This is a genomic window from Coleofasciculus sp. LEGE 07092, assembly GCF_015207375.1.
Classification (GTDB): domain Bacteria; phylum Cyanobacteriota; class Cyanobacteriia; order Cyanobacteriales; family Coleofasciculaceae; genus LEGE-07092.
This window is the reverse complement of sequence record NZ_JADEWY010000013.1, coordinates 48,929-72,434: the sequence shown is the minus strand read 5'-3', so window position 1 is coordinate 72,434 and position 23,506 is coordinate 48,929. Positions and strand designations below refer to the sequence as shown.

Sequence of the window (23,506 nt, the reverse complement as noted above, 5' to 3'; positions counted from 1 at the left end):
TCCCCTGCCCCCTCGCCTCCTACATCTGCTAACCTTACGAACCAAAAGTGAGAAAGCATTGCGGCAACTCGCCGGACGCTATGCAGACTTCTTAGCATCCAACCCTCAAGTCTCCCTAGCCGATATTTGTTTTACTGCCAATACAGGGCGATCGCAATTCCCTCACAGTTTAGCCGTTACCGCCGCATCTACTCAGCAACTTCAAGAACACCTTACTGCCTTCGTCGCTGGTAAGGAGTCTCCAGTACAACAGGGACAGCGTAAAAAACGCCAAAAGGTCACATTTCTCTTCACAGGACAAGGCTCTCAATACCCCCAAATGGGACGCCAACTTTATGAAAATCAACCTCTCTTCCGAGAAGTCCTGAAGCAATGCGATGAACTGCTCAGTCCGGTTCTCAACCACTCCCTACTCTCAGTCCTCTACCCAGAGTCCAACAGCAACCTCCTACTCCACAAAACCGCCTATACCCAACCCGCGCTCTTTGCCCTAGAATACGCCTTAGCTCAACTCTGGCAATCTTGGGGAATTAAACCCGATGCCGTCATCGGTCATAGTGTCGGCGAATACGTTGCCGCTTGCATCGCTGGAGTTTTCAGCTTAGAAGAGGGACTCAAACTAATTGCCGCACGGGGACGGCTGATGCAGGCACTGCCTCAAAATGGCATGATGGCAGCCGTATTTGCTCCAGAAGCACGAGTGAGAGAAGCGATCGCTCCCTACAAAACAAAACTAGCGATCGCGGCGATTAATGGGGCAGAAAATACGGTGATTTCAGGACTCAGTGAGGCAGTCCAAACCGTACTCGCACAACTAGCATCAGAGGATATTGTCGCCAAACCCTTACAGGTATCCCACGCCTTCCACTCTTCCCTGATGGAACCTATGCTGGATGCCTTTGAAAAGATAGCCCAAGGCGTAGAGTTTAAATCCCCTAGCATTCCCTTCATCTCAAATGTAACTGGTCAATTATTAGCACCCGGAGAAATTCCCGATGCTAGCTACTGGTGTCGCCACCTGCGAGAACCTGTGCAGTTTGCGGCTGGGATGCAGACTCTCCAGCAACAGGGCTATCCAATTTTCCTAGAAGTGGGACCCCATCCCGTCCTGTTAGGCATGGGCAGACGCTGTTTACCAGAAAATACAGGGGTTTGGTTGCCTTCCCTACGGAAAGGGCAAGAGGACTGGCAACAACTTCTAGAAAGTTTAGGTACGCTCTATGTCCAAGGCGTATCCGTGAACTGGACAGCATTTGACCAACCCTATCCCCGTCACCGCATCCCTTTACCAACCTATCCCTTCCAGCGATCGCGCTATTGGGTAGAGGGAGTCACAGTGCCAGGGAGCCAGGGAGCAGAGATACTGGGGAGTGATTTCCCTCTGTCAGAATCCTTAACCGATTGGTTTTACCAAGTGGCATGGCGACCCAAAACCCGCTTAGATCGGGCATTACCCTCTCAACCAGCCGATTATATCCCCACACCCCAGCAAATTGCAGCAGACATACAACCTCAAGTAGCACGGCTGAACCAGCAACACCAATTGCAGCGCTATCAGCCCCTTGCAACCCAACTCGATCGGTTAAGTACCGCTTATGTTCTAAATGCCTTGGCTCAACTCGGTTGGCAACCTCAGTCTGGACGTATTTCTCTCAGAGAACTATCACAAAATCTTGAAATTGTCAAGCAACATCACTGCCTTCTGCAACGGATGCTTCAGATGCTGCAAGAGGAAGGCATACTCAAGCAAGTCGGCGGCGAGTGGGACGTTTGCCAACTCCCTCAGATGGATGATCCAGAACAGATCCGACAAACCCTCTTAAGCCACTATCCAGCATTTGAAACCGAACTGACCCTCCTAGGACGCTGCGGACAACAGTTAGCGGCGGTTTTGCAGGGGAAATGCGACCCCCTGGAACTGCTATTTCCCCAAGGCTCCTTGACATCGGTGGAGCGGTTGTATCAGGACTCGCCCGTAGCCCAGGTGATCAACACCCTCGTGCAAGACGCGATCGCCCAAGCTACAGCTAAATTACCCCAAAACCGCCCCATCCGCATCTTGGAAATTGGGGCAGGAACTGGCGGTTTAACCTCTTATCTATTGCCCAAGCTGCCAGCCAATCGCACAGAATACGTCTTTACTGACTTATCCAGCCTGTTCACCGCGAAAGCTCAACAGAAGTTTCAGGATTATCCCTTTATCCAATACCAGCTTCTAGATATCGAGCAAAACCCGAGTACACAGGGATTTGCCGCTCATCAGTTTGATATGGTAATAGCGGCAAACGTGCTGCACGCCACTGCCAACCTGCGCCAAACCTTGAACCACGTCCAACAGCTATTGGCTCCAGCAGGATTGTTAGTCTTGCTCGAAGGAACCCAGCCGCAACGGTGGATGGATTTGATTTTCGGGTTAACCGAGGGCTGGTGGAGGTTTACGGATACCGACTTACGGAAGTCCCATCCCCTGTTAAGTTCCCAGCAATGGCAAAATTTCCTAGAGCAGTTGGGCTTTCAGGAAGCCAGGACAATCTCAGCAGGTGAGATTAGCGAAGCTTTGACGGGACAAGGGATTATTCTGGCACGCGGTTCTCAGCTTCAGGGATTACCAAAAGAAGTCGTTTTACCTCCCCAACCTGCCAGTAGCTGGTTAATTTTCGCAGATCGAGGGGGCGTTGGCAGCCAGTTAGCCACTCAACTCAAAAAACAAGGCGATCACTGTATTTTAGTGTTTCCTGGTACAGCTTATCAGCAATTAGAGACGGGAGATTATCAGCTCAACCCCTCCCAACCCAGGGAGTTTCAACAGGTATTAGCGGAGGTGTTCACCGCCGAACTCCCCTGTCGTGGTGTCGTGCATTTGTGGAGTTTAGATGGGACATCCCCCACAGCCCTAGAACAGGCATTAGTTCTAGGCTGTCGCAGCGCCTTGCATCTACTCCAGGCTCTGGTTAAATCAGAATTCCCCCAACCCCCGCGCCTGTGGTTAGTCACCCAAGGAACTCAGCCCATTGGCTTAGAACCGTCACCCTTAGCCGTGGCACAATCTCCCCTATGGGGACTCGGTGGTGTGGCGGCACAGGAACACCCGGAACTGTGGGGTGGACTGGTGGATTTAGATGGGGGTGATACCCAGGAGCAAGCCCTAAGGCTGTTAACTCAAATTTGGCAACCGGATGGAGAAAAGCAAGTTGCCCTACGTTCCCATCATCGTTATGTGCCTCGCCTAGTTCGTAGCCAAGAACAGGCTTCACCAGCACCATTAAACCTGCGGGATGATGGCACTTACTTAATCACCGGCGGTTTGGGTGGACTGGGGTTAAAAGTGGCTCAATGGATGGTTCAGCGTGGGGCAAAGTCTATAGTTTTGGTGGGGCGCTCTCATCCATCACCTGGGGCTACCGAAGCCGTGCGATCGCTAGAACGCTCCGGTGCTAAAGTGGTCGTTCAGCAGGTTGATGTCTCCCAAGTAGCGCAAGTTGCCCGATGCCTGAAAGACATTAGCGAATCCTTACCTCCCCTGCGTGGCGTTATCCACGGCGCAGGTATTTTGGATGATGGTGTCTTACTTCACCAAGATTGGCAGCAATTTGTCAACGTCTTAACCCCAAAAGTTCAGGGTGCTTGGAATTTACACAGCCTTACCCAGGAAATACCCCTAGACTTTTTTATTCTCTTTTCCTCCGCCGCCGCCCTCCTCAATCCTCCCGGACAAGGCAACCACGCCGCTGCCAACCGCTTTTTAGATACCTTGGCGCATCACCGCCAACAGCAGGGATTACCCGCATTAACGATTAATTGGGGAGCTTGGGCTGAAGTGGGAGCCGCTGCTAAACCGGATGTCGGGAAACGGCTGATGTTGCAAGGTGTCGATACGATTGCCTGGGAACAGGGAATCCAGGCACTGGAGCAGCTTATGCAGCAGCCTGCCGTTCAGGTGGGTGTGATGCCGATTGATTGGGGACTATTTGTTCAACAACTAGCAATTCAGGAAACATTTCTCCATGAGGTGGCACGGGAGTTGGAGCCGCAGGATGCGGTAGAATCAACGTCCCTGATTCTGGAGCAACTCTTAGCATTGCCACTCACCCAACGGCAGGACTTTGTGAGGAATTACCTTCAACAGCAGGTGGCTAAAGCGCTGGGGATAGATGGGGACGTGCCGTGCGATCGCAATGTGATGGATCTGGGCATGGATTCCCTCATGGTCGTGGAAATCCTCAATGCCTGCAAGCGAGACTTACAACTCACCTTGTATCCTAGGGAATTTTACGAACGCCCTCAGATTGCATCACTGGCTGAATACCTCAGCAATGAAGTAGAACGGGCACACGGAAAAAATCAAGGGACACTATCTGTAAAACCTATTCCTGCCCAAGATATAGAGATGTGGGCATGGGGCGATCGCCAAACGGTGCGAACCTATACTAAGCCGACTCAACGCAACAGTGCGATCGCCTTTGTCTTCTCCACTCCCAGAGCGGGTTCCACCTTACTCAGGGTTATGTTAGCCGGTCATCCAGGATTATTCTCCCCGCCAGAGTTGCACTTGTTACCCTTTGAAGGCATGGCGGAGTGGAGTGAGGAGTTAGGACTCAGTTACCTAGGAGAAGGACTCCAACGGGCGTTTATGGAGTTGATGGATATTGATGGGAAGGGGAGTAAGAAGCTAGTGGATGAGTTAACACAGCAGAATATCTCCATTCAGCAGGTTTATGGCAGGCTGCAAGAGTTAGCCGGGGAACGCCTATTAGTTGATAAATCTCCCAGTTACGCTGCCAGTATGCAAACCCTGCAACGCTCGGAGGAGTTATTTGCCGGGGCGAAATACATCCATCTCGTGCGTCATCCCTATGCCGTAATCGAATCCTTTGTCCGCAATCGGATTGATAAAATTCTAGGCATTGAAGAGTTAGACCCCCATTTTGTAGCGGAGCAGATTTGGGTAACAATTAATCGCAATATCCTAGAATTCGGTCAGCAGATCGAGCCATCCCGTTATCATCAAGTGCGGTATGAGGAACTGGTTAGTGATCCGGCTACAGTGATGAGTAGCTTGTGTGAGTTTCTAGAAGTTCCCTTTGATGAAGCCATTTTACAGCCTTATGAAGGCAAGCGGATGACTGATGGCGTTCATCCGGAGTCCCTACCCATTAACGATCCGAATTTCCTCAAACATAACAAAATAGAGTCCGCTCTCGCAGATATTTGGCGAACCATCAAACTACCACAACCCCTAGGAGACTCGGCAAAGCAGATTGCTATTGAATTAGCCTACGAACTCCCCACAGAGACGGCAATTGATAAATTATCATCCGTTACATCCGTTACCCAATCCGCTGCCACCATTACCTACCCCATGCAGGAATCCTACTTAGAAGTACGAGGACTGCGACTATGCCTGTGCAGTTGGGGACCAGAGGACAGACCACTAATTTTCTGCCTGCACGGTATTCTAGAGCATGGTGCAGCATGGGATGATATTGCCCGTCCCCTAGCGGCACGGGGGTATCGAGTGGTTGCTCCCGACCAACGTGGACATGGACGTTCTGACCATGTGGGCATGGGGGGGTCTTACCAACTCCTTGATTATCTAGGAGATGCGGATGCGATCGCCCGAAAACTGACGGATAAACCCTTTACATTAGTAGGACATTCTCTAGGATCGGCGATCGCGGCAACCTTTGCCAGCATCCGACCTGAACAGGTGGGTTCGTTAGTCTTAGTGGAGACAGTACTGCCAGCGGCAGAAAATAATACTGAAACCCTTAATCAGTTAACCACTCATCTCAATTACCTGGCATCCCCACCACAACACCCCATCTTAGCTGACCTAAAAACGGCGGCTGACCGTTTGTGTCAAGCTCTTCCTTCTATGTCCGAAGAGTCAGCGTTAAAAACGGCTCACAGACTGACCGAACCGGTTGAGGGCGGTGTGCGCTGGCGTTGGGACTCTCGCCTACAAATCCGCACAGGTATTGGTTTAGGCGGTACAGTTTTCAACCGCGATCGCTACCGTCAGATCCTAAGTCAGATTCAGGCACCAATTACCTTAATCTATGGAGATATCAGCAACTTCAATAAACCCGAAGATTTAGCACTACAACAGGAGTCAATGCCCCACGCAAGGCGCATCACTCTACCCGGTGGACACCATCTTCATATTGATGCACCCGATGCTGTAAGCAAAATTATTGCCGAAGCAGCGTTAAGGAAATGATGAATTCCCTCCGCGTTCCTCTGCGTTAAAAAATATAATGCCAATGCTAACAAAAAATAAAACCAACTCGATAACAAAGTAAGGAGTTCAGATATGGCGGTACTCAAGGGAGTGAATTCTTTTTTTGAAATACTATGGGAAATCCCCCTAGCCGTTTTATCATTATTATTTTCTCGATTACTGCGATTTGTGATGCAAAGTCTAAGCAGCTTTTATCTATCATCAAATCCGCAACAAACTCCACAATGGCAGCTTGTCTCCGCAGATTTTTTAGCCAAGCCCATCAAGCTACTTTGGGCAATGAGTCGAGCGCGTTGGAACTTGCACGCAATCGTGGCAATTGTCGGACCACTAGAAGTCAAAGAATCGATTAGTTTAGATATTCAAGCCGCTCATAAATCAGCCCCATCCTGGACGGTAGTCATTTACACACCGCCTAACTTTAAAACCATTACGAGCATCAGCTCCCTGACTATTTCCCCATCCACTTCCTGGGAAACGATTAAACTTCAGCCAGGAAAATACTTGTTGGGTTTGAGATACTATCACTGGTCAGAAACCGTGGAATTTCCCACAGTTAAGGTCGATGGCGTGAAAATAGTGGAGCCTCAAACTATTCCCGCTCCTCCAGATATTAATAAATTTTACCACACTCTAATCCAACGGAAAAATTTTATTCACGTCTGTTTGAACTATTACGTGTTTCCCTTATTACGCTTCAAAGGTTGGTTGCCGCAATCCTTTGTAAAAAATGTTTTCTTACCCGTTCCTAATCCTGAAACCAAGTTTTATTATGGAGCCTTAATTGCGGGAGAATCTTTAGAATTCCAGCTAGAGGAAACCCTATTAAAAACCCATGATATTTATTTTAGCTTATATAGTCGAGAATGTTTTCCCCTAGACTGGTATCCCATTGTTGAACCGAAAAAAGCTACAGCGCCCACTCCAGAAAAATGTTTTTATATTGTGCGAATTCATCCTAAATTTTCCCGAGAAGAAAACTTTGTAGAGGATGGGGTAAACATAGTAGTACTCAGGAACTCGTAATTAATGTGGCAGCGGATTTGATAACGGATGTAACGGATGTTTAACTAATGACCACGGAACAAACTCTTCACAGTGCAGCCCAGGACGGTAGGCTTTATGTGGCAGATTATGCCATGCTGGAGGGGATTACCCTAGGCAGCTATAAACATTGGCAGAAATTTATCACTGCACCACTGGCTCTATACTATTGAGAGTCTACAGGCTTTGCTGATCGAGGCGTGCTAGTGCCTGTCGCGATTCAACTTTATCAGCAGCCAGGAGCCGACAACCCTATCTTCACCCGACTCGACGGACTCAACATATTTACCTGATGCCATCATTGATTCCCAACAGTATTAACATTTGAACCGCTCAGTGCTTTATTCATTAGAAGATAGTTCAATAATTAATGACCGATAATTATGCCAAGCCCAGACCATAGAGTTTTTCTCCTTGATTTTGAAAAGCCACTCCATGAATTAGAAGCGCGAATTAACCAAATTAGAGAACTCGCTCAGGAAAACAACGTCGATGTCTCCGACAAAATTCGTCAGTTGGAGGAACGAGCAGTGCAACTGCGTGAGGAGATTTTCAGTAGTTTATCCCCGGCACAGCGGCTACAGTTGGCGCGTCATCCCAAACGTCCCAGTACTCTGGATTACATTCAGGCGATGAGCGATGAATGGATTGAGCTGCACGGCGATCGCGGCGGGTATGACGATCCGGCGATAGTTGGTGGTGTCGGGCGTTTCGCTGGGCGTCCCGTTTTGATGTTGGGTCATCAAAAGGGTCGGGATACGAAGGATAATGTGGCGCGAAACTTTGGGATGGCATCTCCTGGCGGCTATCGGAAGGCGATCCGGTTGATGGAACACGCCGATCGCTTTGGAATGCCGATTTTGTCGTTTATCGATACACCAGCCGCCTATCCAGGTGTCGAAGCAGAAAAGTTGGGTCAAGGAGAAGCGATCGCTTACAATCTCCGCGAGATGTTTAAGTTTGATGTGCCGATTATCTGTACCATTATCGGTGAAGGCGGTTCGGGTGGGGCGTTGGGGATTGGTGTGGGCGATCGCATCTTGATGTTTGAACACGCTATTTATTCAGTTGCACCCCCTGAAGCTTGTGCAGCTATCCTCTGGCGAGATGCTAGCAAAGCTCAACAAGCCGCCGCCGCCTTGAAGATGACAGCACCTGATCTGAGCGAGTTGGGGATTATTGACGAAATTTTACCCGAACCCGTTGGTGGTACTCACTCTGACCCTCTGGTTGCGGCTGCAACTCTCAAGAAAGCCCTGTTAGAGCACTTAGAAACTCTAACTCCGTTAAGCAGCAAAGAGCGCCGGGATTTACGCTATCAGAAGTTCCGCAATATTGGCGTTTTTACCGAGCTTTCTGCCTGAAGGGGCTTGCAGGGGTTGGCGAGTTAGAGCAGACTTATTTAGTCCGTCAAACCCAAGTGATATAATTAATATGTAACAATTATTTATATACTGTTAATTTCAGGACGTTAGCCTGTTGTTAACTAACCCTACCTTTAGGGAGTGAGTGTCCCATAGAAATCGATTCTGTGTTACCACGAAGCTTGGGGACAGCTTATCGTTTTCGATTCGTCTGCGTAAAGCCGTCTGTTTGCTCAACTGCAATCAAGAGTGACAGGAGTGACGAATTGAACATAACCAGCTTCTCAGAAAACGTTAAGCAAGTATACAGGATGCTATCAGAGCATCTAGTTAGAGAGTACTGGAACATTTCATGACTTCTCCCATTGAACAACGTGTCCTAATTACGGGGGCTAGTAGTGGTATTGGCAAAGCAACGGCTTTGGCGTTTGCCAAGGCAGGAATTGATGTTGCCTTAGTTAGCCGTTCCCAAGACAAGTTAGAGACAGTAGCTGCTGCTGCCAGAGAAATTGGGGTGAAAGCCAAGGCTTTTGCCCTGGATCTGGCAAAAGTAGATCAGGTTAAAGCTGGAATGGAAGCGATCGCAGCAGAGTTTGCTCCCATTGACATTTTGATTAACAACGCGGGGATGGGTTATACCGGCTCGGTGATGGAGACGTCCCTATCCGACTGGCAGCAGGTGATTGAACTGAATCTTACCAGTGTTTTTCAGTGCATTCAGGGAATTTTACCTGCCATGCGCCAGCAGGGACGGGGGACTATCATCAATGTTGCGTCCATCGCCGGTCAGCAACCTTTTCCCGGTTGGGGCGCTTACAGTGTCAGCAAAGCGGGTGTGATTGCCCTGTCGAAAACCTTAGCGGCTGAAGAACGCTCCCATGGCATTCGGGTCATTACGATTTGTCCTGGTACCGTTAATACTCCAATATGGGATACGGACACTGTTAAAGCTGACTTCAATCGGTCTGCAATGTTAACTCCAGAAATTGTTGCTCAGTCAATTTTGCACACAGCTTTGGTGCCAGACCAAGCAGTGATTGAGTCAGTAACTCTAATGCCCAGTGCTGGGGCTTTGTAGAAGGACTAGTTAGCTACACTCACGCTGATTTTCGTTCATTTTTGTTAAGGATTTTTATCAAACTCAATTATGACTATTGCTTCTTCCAATGGTTTCAATCGCTCTGACATAGTGTCAACTGCCAGTGGCAAAAAAACCAAGGGTGGCGTTGAGACTCGACCCGACCGCAATACTCAGAACGGTCAGGAACCGAATTTACAAGCGCCCTCGGAAGACTTGAACGACGAAATGATGGGCGCTGTACGGACGCTACTGTTAGGCGTTGGCGAAGATCCAGAACGGGAGGGACTCCTCAAGACTCCGAAGCGAGTAGCGGAGGCACTACAATTTCTAACTGGGGGTTACAATCAATCCCTAGAAGAATTGGTGAACGGAGCCATCTTTGATGAAGGTCATAACGAGATGGTTCTGGTTCGGGATATTAATTTTTTCAGCCTTTGCGAACACCATATGCTGCCCTTTATGGGCAAAGCCCATGTTGCCTATATCCCCAATCAAAAAGTGGTGGGACTTAGCAAGCTAGCACGTGTGGTAGAAATGTATGGGCGGCGGCTGCAAGTACAAGAACGCCTAACTCGCCAAATTGCCGAAGCCATCCAAACCATCTTAGAACCGCAGGGTGTGGCTGTGGTGATGGAAGCAACCCATATGTGTATGGTGATGCGGGGTGTTCAAAAACCCGGTTCTTGGACTGTCACTAGTGCTATGGTGGGTGTTTTTCAGGAAGACCCAAAAACTCGTGAGGAATTTCTCAACTTGATTCGCCATCAACCCAATTTTTTGTAGTTACTCATTCATTTTTGATGGGGATGCTTGTTGTGAACAATGAGTGATCCTAACTCCGTAAGGGCGCACAGACAGACGTGCGCCTTTATTAGCGGGACTTAAATATAAATCAAGCTCTATCACTAGCACTACCCTAATCCTGTATCAGAAGTCAGGTGTTAGGAGTCAAAAAAAGTCAAGTTCCCCCAAAACATACGCTTGTGCCAGTTTGTTAGAAGATGAGATTAGCGCACAACGTCAATCAATATAAGCCATGACCAAACGCCACTGGCTAGAGATTACCGAATATGTTTTTATCGCTGGTTCAGCACTGGGAACTGTTGCAGCAGCAGCAACCCAGCAAGTGGTCTATGCCGCAGCTCCTTTGACTATAACATTGGGGTTGAATACAGCCAACCGACAGCGGATCAATCAGCTTAACCGACAGTATAGCGATGCTGCGATCGCTCAGGTGCATGAAAACCTAGAACCGATTAACCAGCAGTTCACTCAACTCGATACCCAAACCAAGCACCAATTTGAACAATTCAAAGAGTCCAACCACCAACAACACGAAGCGACTCTTGCCAAAGTTCACGACTTCATTAATCCACTCCATCACCAACTAACGCAACTCGATACTCGTCTAGGAGAGCAAATCGAGCAATTCAAGGTATCAAACCAACAACAGTACGAAGCAACTCTCGTCAAAGTTCACGAACTTGTCAGCCCACTCAACCAACAACTGACGCAACTCGACAGTCACACCCAACAAGAAATCGAACAACTCAAGGCATCGAGTAAGCAACACCAGGACGTGACTTTAGCGCGAGTTAACGCCCTCATTGAACCACTCAAGCAACAATTGACGCAACTCGACAGTCACACCCAACAAGAAATCGAACAACTCAAGGCATCGAGTAAGCAACACCAGGACGTGACTCTAGCGCGAGTTAACGCCCTCATTGAACCACTCAACCAGCAATTGATTCAACTCGACAATCGCACGGCACAGCAAATTGAGCAACTAAAGGCATCTGGCAAGCAACACCACGAAGCGACTCTGACACGAGTCCGCGAAATGATTGAACTCACTAACCAACGCCTAACTCAACTGGAAAGCTTAACACCACACGTTAATACTCACGAACACAAAATCGCGCAATTGCATCAACGCCTTGAACCGATTGACCATGAATTAACGCATCTTAAAGCAAACTCCCAGCAAGTCAATCACCAACGACGGCAGCAAATTGAGCAATTAACAGATGCGATCGCCCGACTCCAGGATACAATTACCCAAATTGGAGAAGTGCAAAACTCGCATCAGCTAGCCGAACATCAAGATGCCGCCGAACCTAAAACTTTAGTAACCCAGCCTGTTTCACTACAGGTTTTGGGGCGCGAAGCTGAAGAAGGAATCCGGGAGATTGGTGAAAATATCAGCGAGATTGGTCAATCGATCGAGGATTTATTGATAGAACTGACCACTCCAGATACAGTATCCCATTCTGCGTCAATTGTGCGATCGCCTCACTGGGAATGTGTTCAAACCCTAAAAGGGCATACGGGTAAGGTGAATGCGATTGCCATCAGCCCTACCGAACAGATACTCGCAAGTGCGAGTGATGACCAAACTCTCAGGCTCTGGCAGCTAGACACGGGTCAACAAATCCGCGTCTTGATGAAAAATTTTGGCTGGTTTAATGGGATTAAGTCAGTCGCAATTAGCCCAGACGGTAAAGTGGTTGCTATCGGTAGTGACGATTACACCGTTAAAGTTCGAGATTTAGAAACGGGTGAAGAAATCTATACTCTCACAGGACACTCCGGTTCCGTCAAATCCCTGACCTTCAGCCGGGATGGAAAAATTCTTGTAAGTGGCAGCGATGACAGAACTGCCAAGCGATGGCAAATCGACACAGGTAAAGAAATTCCCAGCCTAATGAAGCATTCTGACTGGTTTGCCGGAGTAAGATCAGTCGCCATTAGTCCCAATGGTGAGATTCTCGCCACTGGCAGCGATGACAAAACCATCAAGCTTTGGGACTTAGCAACAGGCAAGAGCATTTGCACCCTCACCGGACATACTGCCTCTGTCAAATCAGTTGCGATTAGTGCCGACGGCGATATTCTAGTGAGTGGCAGCGATGACAAGAGCATTAAGCTGTGGCAGTTAGCGACAGGTCAAGAAATCGTCACTTTAAAAGGGAAATCTGGCGCAGTGTATTCCCTGGCAATCAGCCCCGATAGCAAAATCCTCGCTAGTGGCAGTGCTGATAAAACCATTCAACTGTGGCAGCTAACTACAGGTCAAGAAATCGGTATCCTGCAAGGGCATACAGGTGCGGTTCATTCCGTCACTATCAGTCCCGATGGACAAACCCTTTTCAGTAGTAGTTCCGATAAAACCATTAAGATTTGGCAGCGTCCATAAGGCTTAAGAGGTGGGGAAGATGGGGAAGTAATGGCAGCAAAGCATATCCTTCTCTACCTCCCCTATCTCCCCTATCTCCCCTATCTCCCCTATCTCCCCTACCTCGTATCATTTATTTAACACAAAGCCAAATTCTATTAGAATAATGTAAAGAAATATAAATTTTTACCAATCTTTGTTGTTTTGCAAGAACACCCAAACGATTTCATGCAGCTAAAAACCAATAACCAAGCCCCTTTCGCCTTCTTAGGTTTAATTGCACCGTTTTTCCTGTGGGGTACAGCCATGGTAGCGATGAAAGGCGTTATTCCTCATACCACACCCTTGTTTATGGCAGGAGTGCGTTTGGTGCCAGCCGGAATTTTAGTTGTAGTTGCAGCAGCGCTGATGGGGCGTCCCCAGCCAAAGGGTTGGATGGCTTGGCTTTGGATTAGCTTGTTTGCCCTGGTGGATGGCGCACTGTTTCAAGGATTTTTGGCTGAGGGATTGGTGAGAACGGGGGCAGGGTTGGGTTCGGTGATGATAGACTCTCAACCCTTGGCTGTTGCGTTGCTATCGGGGTTGTTGTTTGGTGAAATCATCGGGTTATGGGGAGGTGTCGGACTGGGAATTGGCATCTTTGGGATCAGTTTAATTGGTTTGCCAGACGCCTGGATTTTCAATGTTCTCCACGGTGATTTCCCGGCGGTGGAATTTGGCTGGCAACGGTTATTCGAGAGCGGTGAGTGGCTAATGCTGCTGGCATCCCTGTCGATGGCAGTGGGGACGGTGATGATTCGGTTTGTAAGCCGATATACTGATCCCATTTCTGCTACCGGCTGGCACATGATTTTGGGAGGATTACCTTTATTTTCCCTCTCCAGTCTCTGGGAATCTGAGCAATGGGTGCATATTGACTTCAGTGGCTGGACGGCTTTAGCGTACTCGACTATTTTTGGAAGTGCGATCGCTTATGGTTTATTCTTCTATTTTGCCTCCAAGGGCAATCTAACCAGCTTGAGTTCTCTCACTTTTTTGACACCCATCTTTGCCTTGTTGTTCGGTCGGGTGTTTTTGTCAGAGGTGCTCAGTCCCCTTCAGTGGATTGGGGTATGCCTAACCCTAGTCAGCATCTACTTAATCAATCAACGTCAGGAAATAGCTAACCGACTGCAAGGGCTTTGGGGAAAACCTGTCACTGTTACCAGCCAAGAACTGACAGTAGAAAGCCAGATAAGAAGCGATCGCTTCTTACCGGAAACCCAAGCCGTGAAACTGACAGCAATTTCTGTCAACATAACAGAATCTGAGCCGGAACTGCATTAAACGAAAAAAAACTTAGCAGAGTCAGCCAGCATTTGATAAAGTAAGTGAAATAGGGTGCAAAGCTCTTGGTTTTAGAGAGTTGGCTCGTCGATTTCAGAATTTAAATTATAGGAGTTCGGAATTGAGCTAGCTTGGAGTGAGATCGAAATAGCCAACGAAGGCTAAACCTTCAATTCCCCACTTCTTTCTATGACTCGCCATCACTCGCCCGTACTGCTAGCTTTTTATCTAACCTGCTTGGGCTGGTCTTTGGGTGTCAGCTACCCCCTTGGACTAGAGCCAGCCATTGCTCGTCCATCCGTTGATCGAGCAAACTCTTTTTTTATGGCTCAATCTGCTACCCCTGAACCACTCCCTCTTAACATTGGCAGTAGGGGAGAAGCGGTCAAAGAATTACAGAATAGACTGAAAACCTTAGGTTTTTATAAAGGAGAGGCGGATAGCGTCTATGGAGAAAGTACCAAAGTTGCCGTCTCTGCCTTTCAAAAGTCTATCGATCTTAAACCCGATGGTGTCGTCGGTACAACAACGTGGAGTCGTCTGCAAGCGGCTGCCGCTGAGAAAGCCTCTGAAGAAAATGCCCAATCTGAGAAGGATGAAAAGCAAGCTAGTAAGTCCAACTCCTCAAATAGTAGGCGAAAAAAGCTGCTGTTGTTGCTAATCGGGGCATCGGGAACTCTAGCCGCCTTTGGTGCAGGCTTAGTCGTTTTAGTCAGAATACTCGACAGTGGCAAAAAAACTGCCAAATCTCCCCAAGCAGATGAAAGCATTGCCCTTCCTTTGAAGTCTTCTAAAAACAAGCGAGTTCCTCAACCTACCCCCATTGATACCGAACCCCCTACAAACGGTCAAACTGTTTCGGCTTTAACGCTTTCCAATCAAAATCTTACAGAAAATCCATCGAATCCTCAGACTTCAAACAGTGCGCCACTGGTTAGAAGTTCTTCTGGTCACCTCTCTAAACGAAATGTTATTAATCAATTAATCCGAGAGTTGCGGGAACCTGATCCCCAAAAGCGACGTAAAGCTATATGGGAACTGGCACAACGTGGAGATTCTAGAGCAGTACAGCCCCTCCTGGATCTGATGATTGACTCAGACTCCAAGCAGCGTAGCTTAATTGTGGAGGCATTGTCCCAAATTGGACTCAGAACTCTTCAACCGATGAATAAAGCCCTATCACTCTCATTACAAGATGGCAATCCAGAAGTGCGTAAAAATGCCATTCGAGATGTGACCTTAATGTATGAATCGGTGGCTCAAATTAGTCAAATCTTATCTTATGCTATTGATGATCCCGATCCAGAGGTTCAAGAAACAGTACGCTGGGCAATGGGTCAGTTAGATCGCATTCGCACACCAACAGCCGTTACTAGTTTGCCACCATCCCAACGTCCGCTCAGTTTCTCAGAAAATCAGCTCAAAGACTCTCCTCCTTTTGAGTAGTTCACTGTGTAAAATTCAAAATTAATAAATACTATAGTTGAATTTTGCCTAAGATGTATGAGAGAATGATGAATTCACTTAGACTGTTACTTGTTTCCAGTCCAGTGGGACTGTTGGGTTCTGGATTGACTGGTGGTATCGAACTGACCTTGCGCAATATCGCCGGAGAATTGGCGGGGCGGGGTCATCACATTACGATTGTGGCACCTCAAGGATCTACAGGATGGGGAATGCCACTTGTTGAAATTGCTGGTACTCTTCAATCCAGCGCTCAAACTCAAGGGCGAGATGCCCCGATTATTATTCCAGCATCTTCTGTCTTGGCAAATATGTGGGATTATGTGCGGCAGGTGCAAGGAGAGTATGACTTAATTCTCAATTTTGCCTATGACTGGTTGCCCTTTTACTTAACGCCCTTTCTCCGCCGTCCGGTTGCGCATTTAGTCAGTATGGGTTCGCTAACGGATGCCATGGATGAGATTATTGAGAAAGTCGCCATTGAGTTTCCGGGTACAATAGGCGTTCACTCCCAGGCGCAGGCAAAAACCTTTACGTTTGCTGACTGTTGTCGATGGTTAGGAAATGGCATTGACTTGTCGGATTATGACTTCTGTTTGGAACCCGAATCGTGGGTGGGATGGGTCGGTCGAATTGCACCGGAGAAGGGTTTAGAAGATGCCGTTGCTGCTTCCAAGTTAACGGGTGTTCCCCTAAAAATAATGGGTGTGCTGCAAGATAAAGGGTATTGGCAGAAAATTCTCTGGGATTACCCAGACGCACCGATAGGCTATCAAGGCTTTTTCTCAACGGCTGAACTTCAGAAACGCTTAGGTCAATGTCGGGCATTATTAATGACTCCCCGTTGGGTAGAAGCATTTGGAAATGTGGCGATTGAAGCTCTTGCCTGTGGGGTGCCAGTTATTGCCTACTGTAACGGGGGTCCAGCGGAAATTGTTGAGGATGGTAAGACGGGGTTTTTGGTGGAACCCAATTCTATAGGGGGATTAATCGATGCTATGGGAAAACTCGATGAAATTGACCGCTATACTTGTCGCCAACGAGTGGCAGCGATGTACTCCAATACAGCCATGGGCGATCGCATGGAGCAATGGTTTAATGATATTCTGAGCCGTAACTTGGAGAAAGGGAGTAGGGAGTAGGGAGTAGGGAGTGCGGATGACACCAGATTAAAGGGCAGAGAGTGAAATTTATTTCCAAAAGGAACATCACTTTCCTTTACCAGTTCTTAAATTACCAAGGATTGCCAATCAGCGTGAAAGCACTCCAGTAGTAGGGATGACGGAAGTTTTGTATCTGCCGAGGAAAATCTGAGGGTAAGGAAATACGACTATTGGGAGTGATTAATACATCCCCCTCTTGTCGTACCTCACCTTTGAGCAGAGCTAGTTGCGCCTGCCGCACTGCCTCAGCTTTGATGGGGCTTTTTTTCAGTTGCTCATAAAAAGCTGTCATTAATCCCAACGTACCTTCATCGCTGACATACCAGAGACTTCCTAAGGCTGATTTCACTCCAGCTTGTACCGCTAATCCCGTAAATCCTAGCTCAGATTCTTCATCTCCCAACGCAGTACGACAAGCGCTTAATACTAATAAATCCACCGATGGTTTATGCCAATCTAATCGCCACATTTGATCCAGTCCTAGTTGAGTATCCCATAATTGAATGTAGGAATTACTAGGCTTACCCGGTCGAAATTCTGCATGAGTAGCTAAATGGATAATTCCAAACGCTTCTTGTTGGCGAGCTTGCTTAAGGTTTGCCAAGGTAAAGGATTCGTTGAGGAAAGATTGACCTTGCCACAACTGATTAGCAATGACAGACAACTCTACTGGTACAGCAGGTAGGGGATTACGATCATAGAATTTTGAAGCGCCCATTGCCAAAACGGAATTATTCCTCACATCGTGATAGCGAGTATCTGTGAGGCTGAGACTAGGCATCAAGCCAACGCTATATCGTTCTATGATAAAATTGCCACCATCATACAACGCGGCAATGGGTAGGGAACGCAAACCTGTGTCCATCACAAAAGCGAGATGATTGATTTTTAGTGCCTTTAAATCCGCTTCTAAGGGTTGAACGAGCCACCGATACATCTGGTAAGCAGGTGGCAGGTAGTCCTGATTATTTCGGAAATTAGTAACCGTTTGCCGAAATTGCACCGCCATTTTCATGACTTCAGCTCTGGTAACATCAACAGATTTACGGATTGGTTTTCCTTCTGCTGATATTAAGATCAATTCTAAGCGATCGCTCGGTTGACGAGTCAAGGCACGTAACAAGCCAGTATTGTCTGATATTGCCTCTAATCCTTGACTATTTTCAGGCACTGCACTGATAGTTCTGGGTGCAAATACGGCATAAATAACAGCCGTTTTCACACCAGTTGCTGTTTCCGTTTTACGCAAAATTTCGCGAGCTTGCTCTAAAGTAATGCCAGAAGTTTTAGCGAGTCCAAAATAGTCTTCATAATCTCTGCTAAATAAATTATCAATCTCGATAACTCTGGATTCATCCTTCTGAATTGCTGATTGATTAGATTGCTGAGAGACAGTTAAATCAGAGGGGTTGATTGATGGATTAGGAGTCGGTTGATTAGGGGTTGATGGATTAGGAGGCGGTGGATTAACAGGTTCATCAACACTAATAATCTGAATATTCCCTTCAGTGTGGGTGAAGGGAAATGATTGGACTGGGGAAATGGTGAAATTACCGCTAGTAATTGCACCAGCCGTACCATTAGTAGTAGCGTCACCCACATCAAAGGGAGTTAATCCTTGTCCCCCATGGCGAATCGTGATAGTTCCCCCGCCGTTACCTCCAGTCGTTGAGATACTAGCTTCTCTACCGTTTTTATCGATAAAATTATTACTGACACGGAAGAATTGATCAGTTGTAATATCGACATTACCGCCTCTGCCATTACTACCACCCTGAGCATTAATCCAGTTCACCTCAATATCATTGCGAGGGTCAAGGGTAACGTTACCGCCATCACCAATACTACCACTAGAATTAATTTCCCCAGCCTTGATGCTAACCTCAGCATTCACAACAATATCACCAGCAGTGGCAGCAGAAGAATTTAAGTTTCCGCTATTAATAGTGTCTTGAGTACTAGTCAGGTGAATCTGTCCACCAGCCGTCCTGATATTACCCGTGGTTAGGTTATTGGTTGTAGCCAGCCGCGCATCACCTCCGAGGGTTCGCACGTCTTGCAGGTTAATTGTTCCAGTACCACTTGTGTGCGTGAGGCTAGCCGCAGTAATGGAGTTGTTAGCTGTCAGATTATTGGCATTGAGAATTATCAGGTTGCCGATGGGGGTGTTACTACCTACTGAATTTGTAAAATTGATATTACCCGTTGTAGCCGTCAGAGTGAGGTTTTCCGTACCGCTACTGCCCTCAATATAGTTGTTGAAACTAATGTAACCTGTATCGGTACTAAGAAACGTATTACCCGTTAAAGTAAACAGATTTTTAAATTCAATATCACCGCTTGTTGTTGTAACTTTAAAATCTTGCGTGTAGTTAAAATTTGCATTTTCTTCAATAGTCACACTACCGCTTAATCCGTTATTTTCTACAGTGATAGTTCTAGCGTTGACATTCCCTGCCAGGGTAATATCCCCACTATCGTTATTGCTCAAACCAGCACCGTTACTCAGAGTAATATTAATATCCCCAGTACCTGCATCAAGGATGACTCCATCTGCCAATAAAATTTCGGCTATACCAGAGTCTCGTTCAGCATCTACCACTCCATTTGCCAAAGTTTCGTTGGCAATCAAGTTTAAATCACCGTTATTGGTAACGATGTCAGCATTAATTTCAATACTGCGTCCTGCTTGAAAAGTAAGGTTGGCGCTGTTGGGATTAGTAACATTAATGGGGCTATTAAAGATAATGTCATTATTAGCTTGCAGCACCACGGCTGTACCTGTGTCTAACGTTCGCTGCAAAAAGTTGGGGGAGATAGTTACGGAATTAGTAGATATGTTTGAAAACGTGAGCGGTTTAAGAAATCCCACCGTGACTCGACCACTACCTTCATTAGCAAATTGCACTAAAAAAGTTTCATTAACTGGGTCATCAACAACTGTACCCAAACCCGCACTAGGCTGACGACCAATGATGCTGTTTGAATCACTGACAGTATTCGTACCATCCCAACTCCGTCCATTACTACCATCAACCCAGGTAACGGCTCCCACATTTGCCCCCTGATTTTTCCAGTCAGGGCTACTGACAAGGTAATTCCCATTAAAAAGAGCCGTTAAAGCACCACTGCCTACTTGGTCATTGGCTTGGCTACCGACTAAACTATTAGCTACACTCACAACACCAATAATCCCAGTCGTGCCATTTCCCCAGGTAACAGCTCCTAGCTTATTTGTCCAATCCGGACTACTGACTGCGTAATTGCCGTTGAAAAGGGCAGTAATACCACCACTGCCTATCTGGTCATTGGCTTGAGTTCCAACCAAACTATTAACAGTACTCACAATCCCGGTAATACCAGTCGTGCCATTACCCCAAGTTACTGCTCCGGCATTCGGTGCTATGCTATTTGTCCAGTCTGGGCTACTGATAACGTAATTGCCGTTAGTCAGAGCAGTAACGCCGCCACTGCCTACTTGGTCATTGGCTTGGCTACCGACTAAACTATTAGCTGCACTGACTACATCAACAATCCCAGTTGTGCCATTTCCCCAGGTCACGGCTCCTAGTTTATTGTTCCATTCTGGGCTACTGACAACGTAATTGCCGTTGGTAAGAGCAGTAATACCGCCACTGCCTATCTGGTCATTGGCTTGGCTACCGACTAAACTATTAGCTGCACTGACTACATCAATAATCCCAGTCGTACCATTTCCCCAGGTCACGGCTCCTATTTTATTGTTCCATTCTGGGCTACTGACAACATAATTGCCATTAGTAAGAGCAGTAATGCCACCACCGCCTACCTGCTCATTGGTTTGAGTGCCAACTAAACTATTGATGTTGTTTACCAGTCCAGTAATACCAGTCGTGCCATTGCCCCAGCTCACAGCCCCTACATTCTGGATTGCCCCATTGTCCCAGAAGGGACTGCTAACGACGTAATTGCCGTTACTCAGAGCCGTCACACCACTAAAACCGACCAGATTATTTGCTGAACTACCAACTAAGCTATTGGTTGTATTTACCTCTCCTGTAATCCCACTCGAGCCATCACCCCAAGTCACTGCCCCTGCATCCTGAATCGCGCCATTGTCCCATAAGCGACTGCTAACAACATAATTGCCATTACTCAGAGCCGTCACACCGCCATTGCCTAAACGGTCAACATTCTGAGTACCCACTAAACTATTAGTATTATTGACATCGCCAATAATTCCAGTCGTGCCATTACCCCAGGTTACAGCTCCCTTCTCATTGTTCCAGTTTGGGCTAGCTACCACATAATTACCATTACTCAGAGCTGTCACACCACCACTACCTACCGAATCGCCTGTCTGAGTGCCAACTAAACTGTTCGCTATACTCAGCATCCCCGTAATCCCAGTCGTGCCATTACCCCAAGTCGCGGCTCCTTGATTATTGCTCCAGTTTGGGCTAGCTACTACATAATTACCGTTACTTAGAGCCGTCACATCACCGCTGCCCACCTCATCATTTGCAGCTCCCGCAAGCATATTAATTAGTGCCCCAGTCGCACCACTGTAGAGGTAAACGGCACCTGCGTTAGTTCCCCCAAAGGTATCTCCTGGCTTAGTGACTACTATATTCCCTGTACTCAACGGTGCAATGGCATCACCAAACCCTGAACCATTGCCTGTATTCGGGTCGATTAAGTCAAACTGGGGAATGCTCCCAGCGCTATCGTCAATTACAATAGTTTTCGGGTCAAGCAATAGGGTTCCGGCTTGCCCGTTGGTAGCTCCTACATCTACAGTGCCTGCCATTAATAGGGTGTCTTTTCCTGAAACTTCCACAAAACCACCGTCACCGCCAACTGCACCCCCGCGCGCCTGAATTGTACCTGCAAATTCAGTTTGCTGGTCAGACCAAACAATTGCCCACCCCCCGTTTCCAGTGGTTAGAGCATTGGCTGTTAAGGTGCTGGCATGATTAATTGAGGTAGTTTGGGCATTGATGGCTCCAGAAGTCTGTCCCTGAAAGTTGCCACCTATTAAAATCTCGCCACCACCACTAGCCCCGTTAACATTGACATCAGCCGCTAGTAATTGCACAGTCTGAGCAAACAGATGAACTGTACCACCGACCTCTCCTGTGGCATCAAAGCGACTTGAAGTTGTCAGGACTGTACCGGAACCCCCGTTAAAGTCAATGCTTCCCCCTTGCTGAGAGCCATTGGCTGAAGTCGTAGCGTTAGCAGTTTGAATAATACTGCCGGTTGAATTAACTTGAATTTCCCCACCATTGCCCTGGTTGCCTATGGCGCTCAGTATCCCAGTGTCATATAAACTGTGGGTCTGAATCTGAATACTGCCACCGTTCTTGCCATCAGCAGTAATTTGACCGAGGTTATAGACGACAGAACCAGCTATGCTTATTATGCCAGTGCGATCGCTATCGGAACTAGACAGTTGCCCTTCATTTAAAATTTGCCCTCCGTTCCCGGTTAGTAATGTGGGCAAATCTAGAGGACTAATCGCTAGCTGCTGTCCATTCGCCGTGCGAGGGGGTTCAATCTCGACACTTAGCAGATTTCCGGGTTGAGTAATTCTGACCAAATTTTCACCAGGCACTGCCGTAATAATCAGCCTTCCACCCGGTGCAGTTATTTCTCCCTGATTCGTCACACTGCCACCCACTAATGCTAAAGTTTGCCCCTCCAGCACAGCTAGATTAGCTTCATTAATAATTGCTCCTGATTGGAGCAAGTCAAAGGCAAAAGTACTGGGAGTGCCGATTAAACTCTGGTAGTTATTCTCACCAAAAGCATTGAACCAGTTGTTCTCATCAAAACCAATGCCCGTAGCTGTGGTAGCAGTAAAGCCAGCAGGAACATTAAGCTGGGCATTCGGTCCAAAAATTATCCCAGCCGGGTTCATTAAAAATAAATTTGAGTTACCTCCCGTTACCTGAATGAGCCCATTAATGAGAGAGGCTTCCCCCCCAACAACCCGCCCCAATATATTTTGAATTTGGGGATTGGACAAAAAGTTAGCAACTTGATTCCCATCGAGTCTAAACCGTTCAAGGCTGTGGAAGAGATTCGCCCTGTCTCCTGAAGGAGTGCCACCGTCAATATTAAAGTAATTCCCCTCCTGGGTAACCCTTGTGCCAGCGCTATCTGCTTCTGGGGTAATGGGTTGGGCATGGGCAGGAGAAATCAACTCAAACCAAGCTCGCTCATTCCCGATTTGGCTTTCGCCATTCTGAAGCCCCGAATCGGGTATTACACCCGTCAGAACAAGACTGAGCAACAACCAGCCAAAGCAGGGATAGGCAGATTTCATGGGGAGGTTTCATATCCACGAGTATCTATCTGGTTTTACATACTTCATCTTCTATGTCAATCCTATAGGTTCCGGAATTTAGAAATCGCTCTTCTACCCTTCCCCTCTGAAGGGATTGGGTATTGAGAACCTCACTTGCCTTTGGTCAAACCTTATACTAACTTTCTTTATCTAGATTATTTTTATTTCATAAAATAATAATAATTTTAAGCTGATACAGTTTAAACCACCCCTTGATTTCTTAAGTTTCTTGACTCACGAGGTAGAGTTTAGCTAAATTACTAGTTCTATAAAGGAAAGTTTTTTAGGACTTTACCGAATAGCAAATTTGAGGA

11 protein-coding genes are annotated in these 23,506 nt (G+C 47.3%); 10 read left to right on the top strand and 1 reads right to left on the bottom strand.

The features are described from left to right. The first annotated feature begins 4 nt into the window (after positions 1-4). The 10 genes from IQ257_RS05360 to IQ257_RS05315 all read left to right on the top strand — a co-directional run bounded on the left by IQ257_RS05360 (position 5) and on the right by IQ257_RS05315 (position 16,840). A complete protein-coding gene (locus tag IQ257_RS05360) occupies positions 5-6,220 on the top strand; it encodes an alpha/beta fold hydrolase (RefSeq protein ID WP_416207922.1) in 6,216 nt (2,071 codons plus the stop codon). Between the two features lie 93 nt (positions 6,221-6,313). Then, complete coding sequence (locus IQ257_RS05355; RefSeq protein ID WP_193877333.1) at positions 6,314-7,267, top strand: DUF6208 family protein; 954 nt, start codon at positions 6,314-6,316, stop codon at positions 7,265-7,267. Positions 7,268-7,314: 47 nt separating this feature from the next. Next, positions 7,315-7,458: a hypothetical protein gene (locus IQ257_RS05350; RefSeq protein ID WP_193877331.1), complete on the top strand. Its 144-nt coding sequence runs from the start codon at positions 7,315-7,317 to the stop codon at positions 7,456-7,458. Between the two features lie 210 nt (positions 7,459-7,668). Then, positions 7,669-8,649, top strand: coding sequence for an acetyl-CoA carboxylase carboxyl transferase subunit alpha (gene accA / locus IQ257_RS05345; protein ID WP_193877329.1), 981 nt, complete (start codon positions 7,669-7,671; stop codon positions 8,647-8,649). A 352-nt stretch (positions 8,650-9,001) separates the two neighbouring features. Further along, positions 9,002-9,727 (top strand): SDR family oxidoreductase, encoded by a 726-nt coding sequence (locus tag IQ257_RS05340; protein WP_193877327.1) that lies wholly within the window; start codon positions 9,002-9,004, stop codon positions 9,725-9,727. A gap of 69 nt (positions 9,728-9,796) precedes the next feature. Beyond that, positions 9,797-10,513 (top strand): GTP cyclohydrolase I FolE, encoded by a 717-nt coding sequence (folE, locus tag IQ257_RS05335; protein WP_193877325.1) that lies wholly within the window; start codon positions 9,797-9,799, stop codon positions 10,511-10,513. Between the two features lie 253 nt (positions 10,514-10,766). Continuing rightward, entirely contained in the window at positions 10,767-12,929 is a 2,163-nt protein-coding gene (locus IQ257_RS05330) for a WD40 repeat domain-containing protein (RefSeq protein WP_193877323.1), read from the top strand. A 207-nt stretch (positions 12,930-13,136) separates the two neighbouring features. Further along, entirely contained in the window at positions 13,137-14,234 is a 1,098-nt protein-coding gene (locus IQ257_RS05325; protein WP_193877321.1) for a DMT family transporter, read from the top strand. A gap of 189 nt (positions 14,235-14,423) precedes the next feature. Further along, positions 14,424-15,680 (top strand): peptidoglycan-binding protein, encoded by a 1,257-nt coding sequence (locus tag IQ257_RS05320; RefSeq protein WP_193877319.1) that lies wholly within the window; start codon positions 14,424-14,426, stop codon positions 15,678-15,680. A 65-nt stretch (positions 15,681-15,745) separates the two neighbouring features. Continuing rightward, the gene (locus IQ257_RS05315; RefSeq protein ID WP_193877317.1) at positions 15,746-16,840 is read left to right on the top strand and encodes a glycosyltransferase family 4 protein; all 1,095 of its coding nucleotides are present in this window, start codon (positions 15,746-15,748) and stop codon (positions 16,838-16,840) included. A gap of 91 nt (positions 16,841-16,931) precedes the next feature. On the opposite strand, the gene IQ257_RS05310 is transcribed toward IQ257_RS05315, so the two are convergent. After that, positions 16,932-23,171 carry a CHAT domain-containing protein gene (locus IQ257_RS05310; RefSeq protein ID WP_193932954.1) on the bottom strand — a complete coding sequence of 2,080 codons (6,240 nt, stop codon included), beginning with the start codon at positions 23,169-23,171 and terminating at the stop codon, positions 16,932-16,934. Between the last annotated feature and the right edge of the window lie 335 nt (positions 23,172-23,506).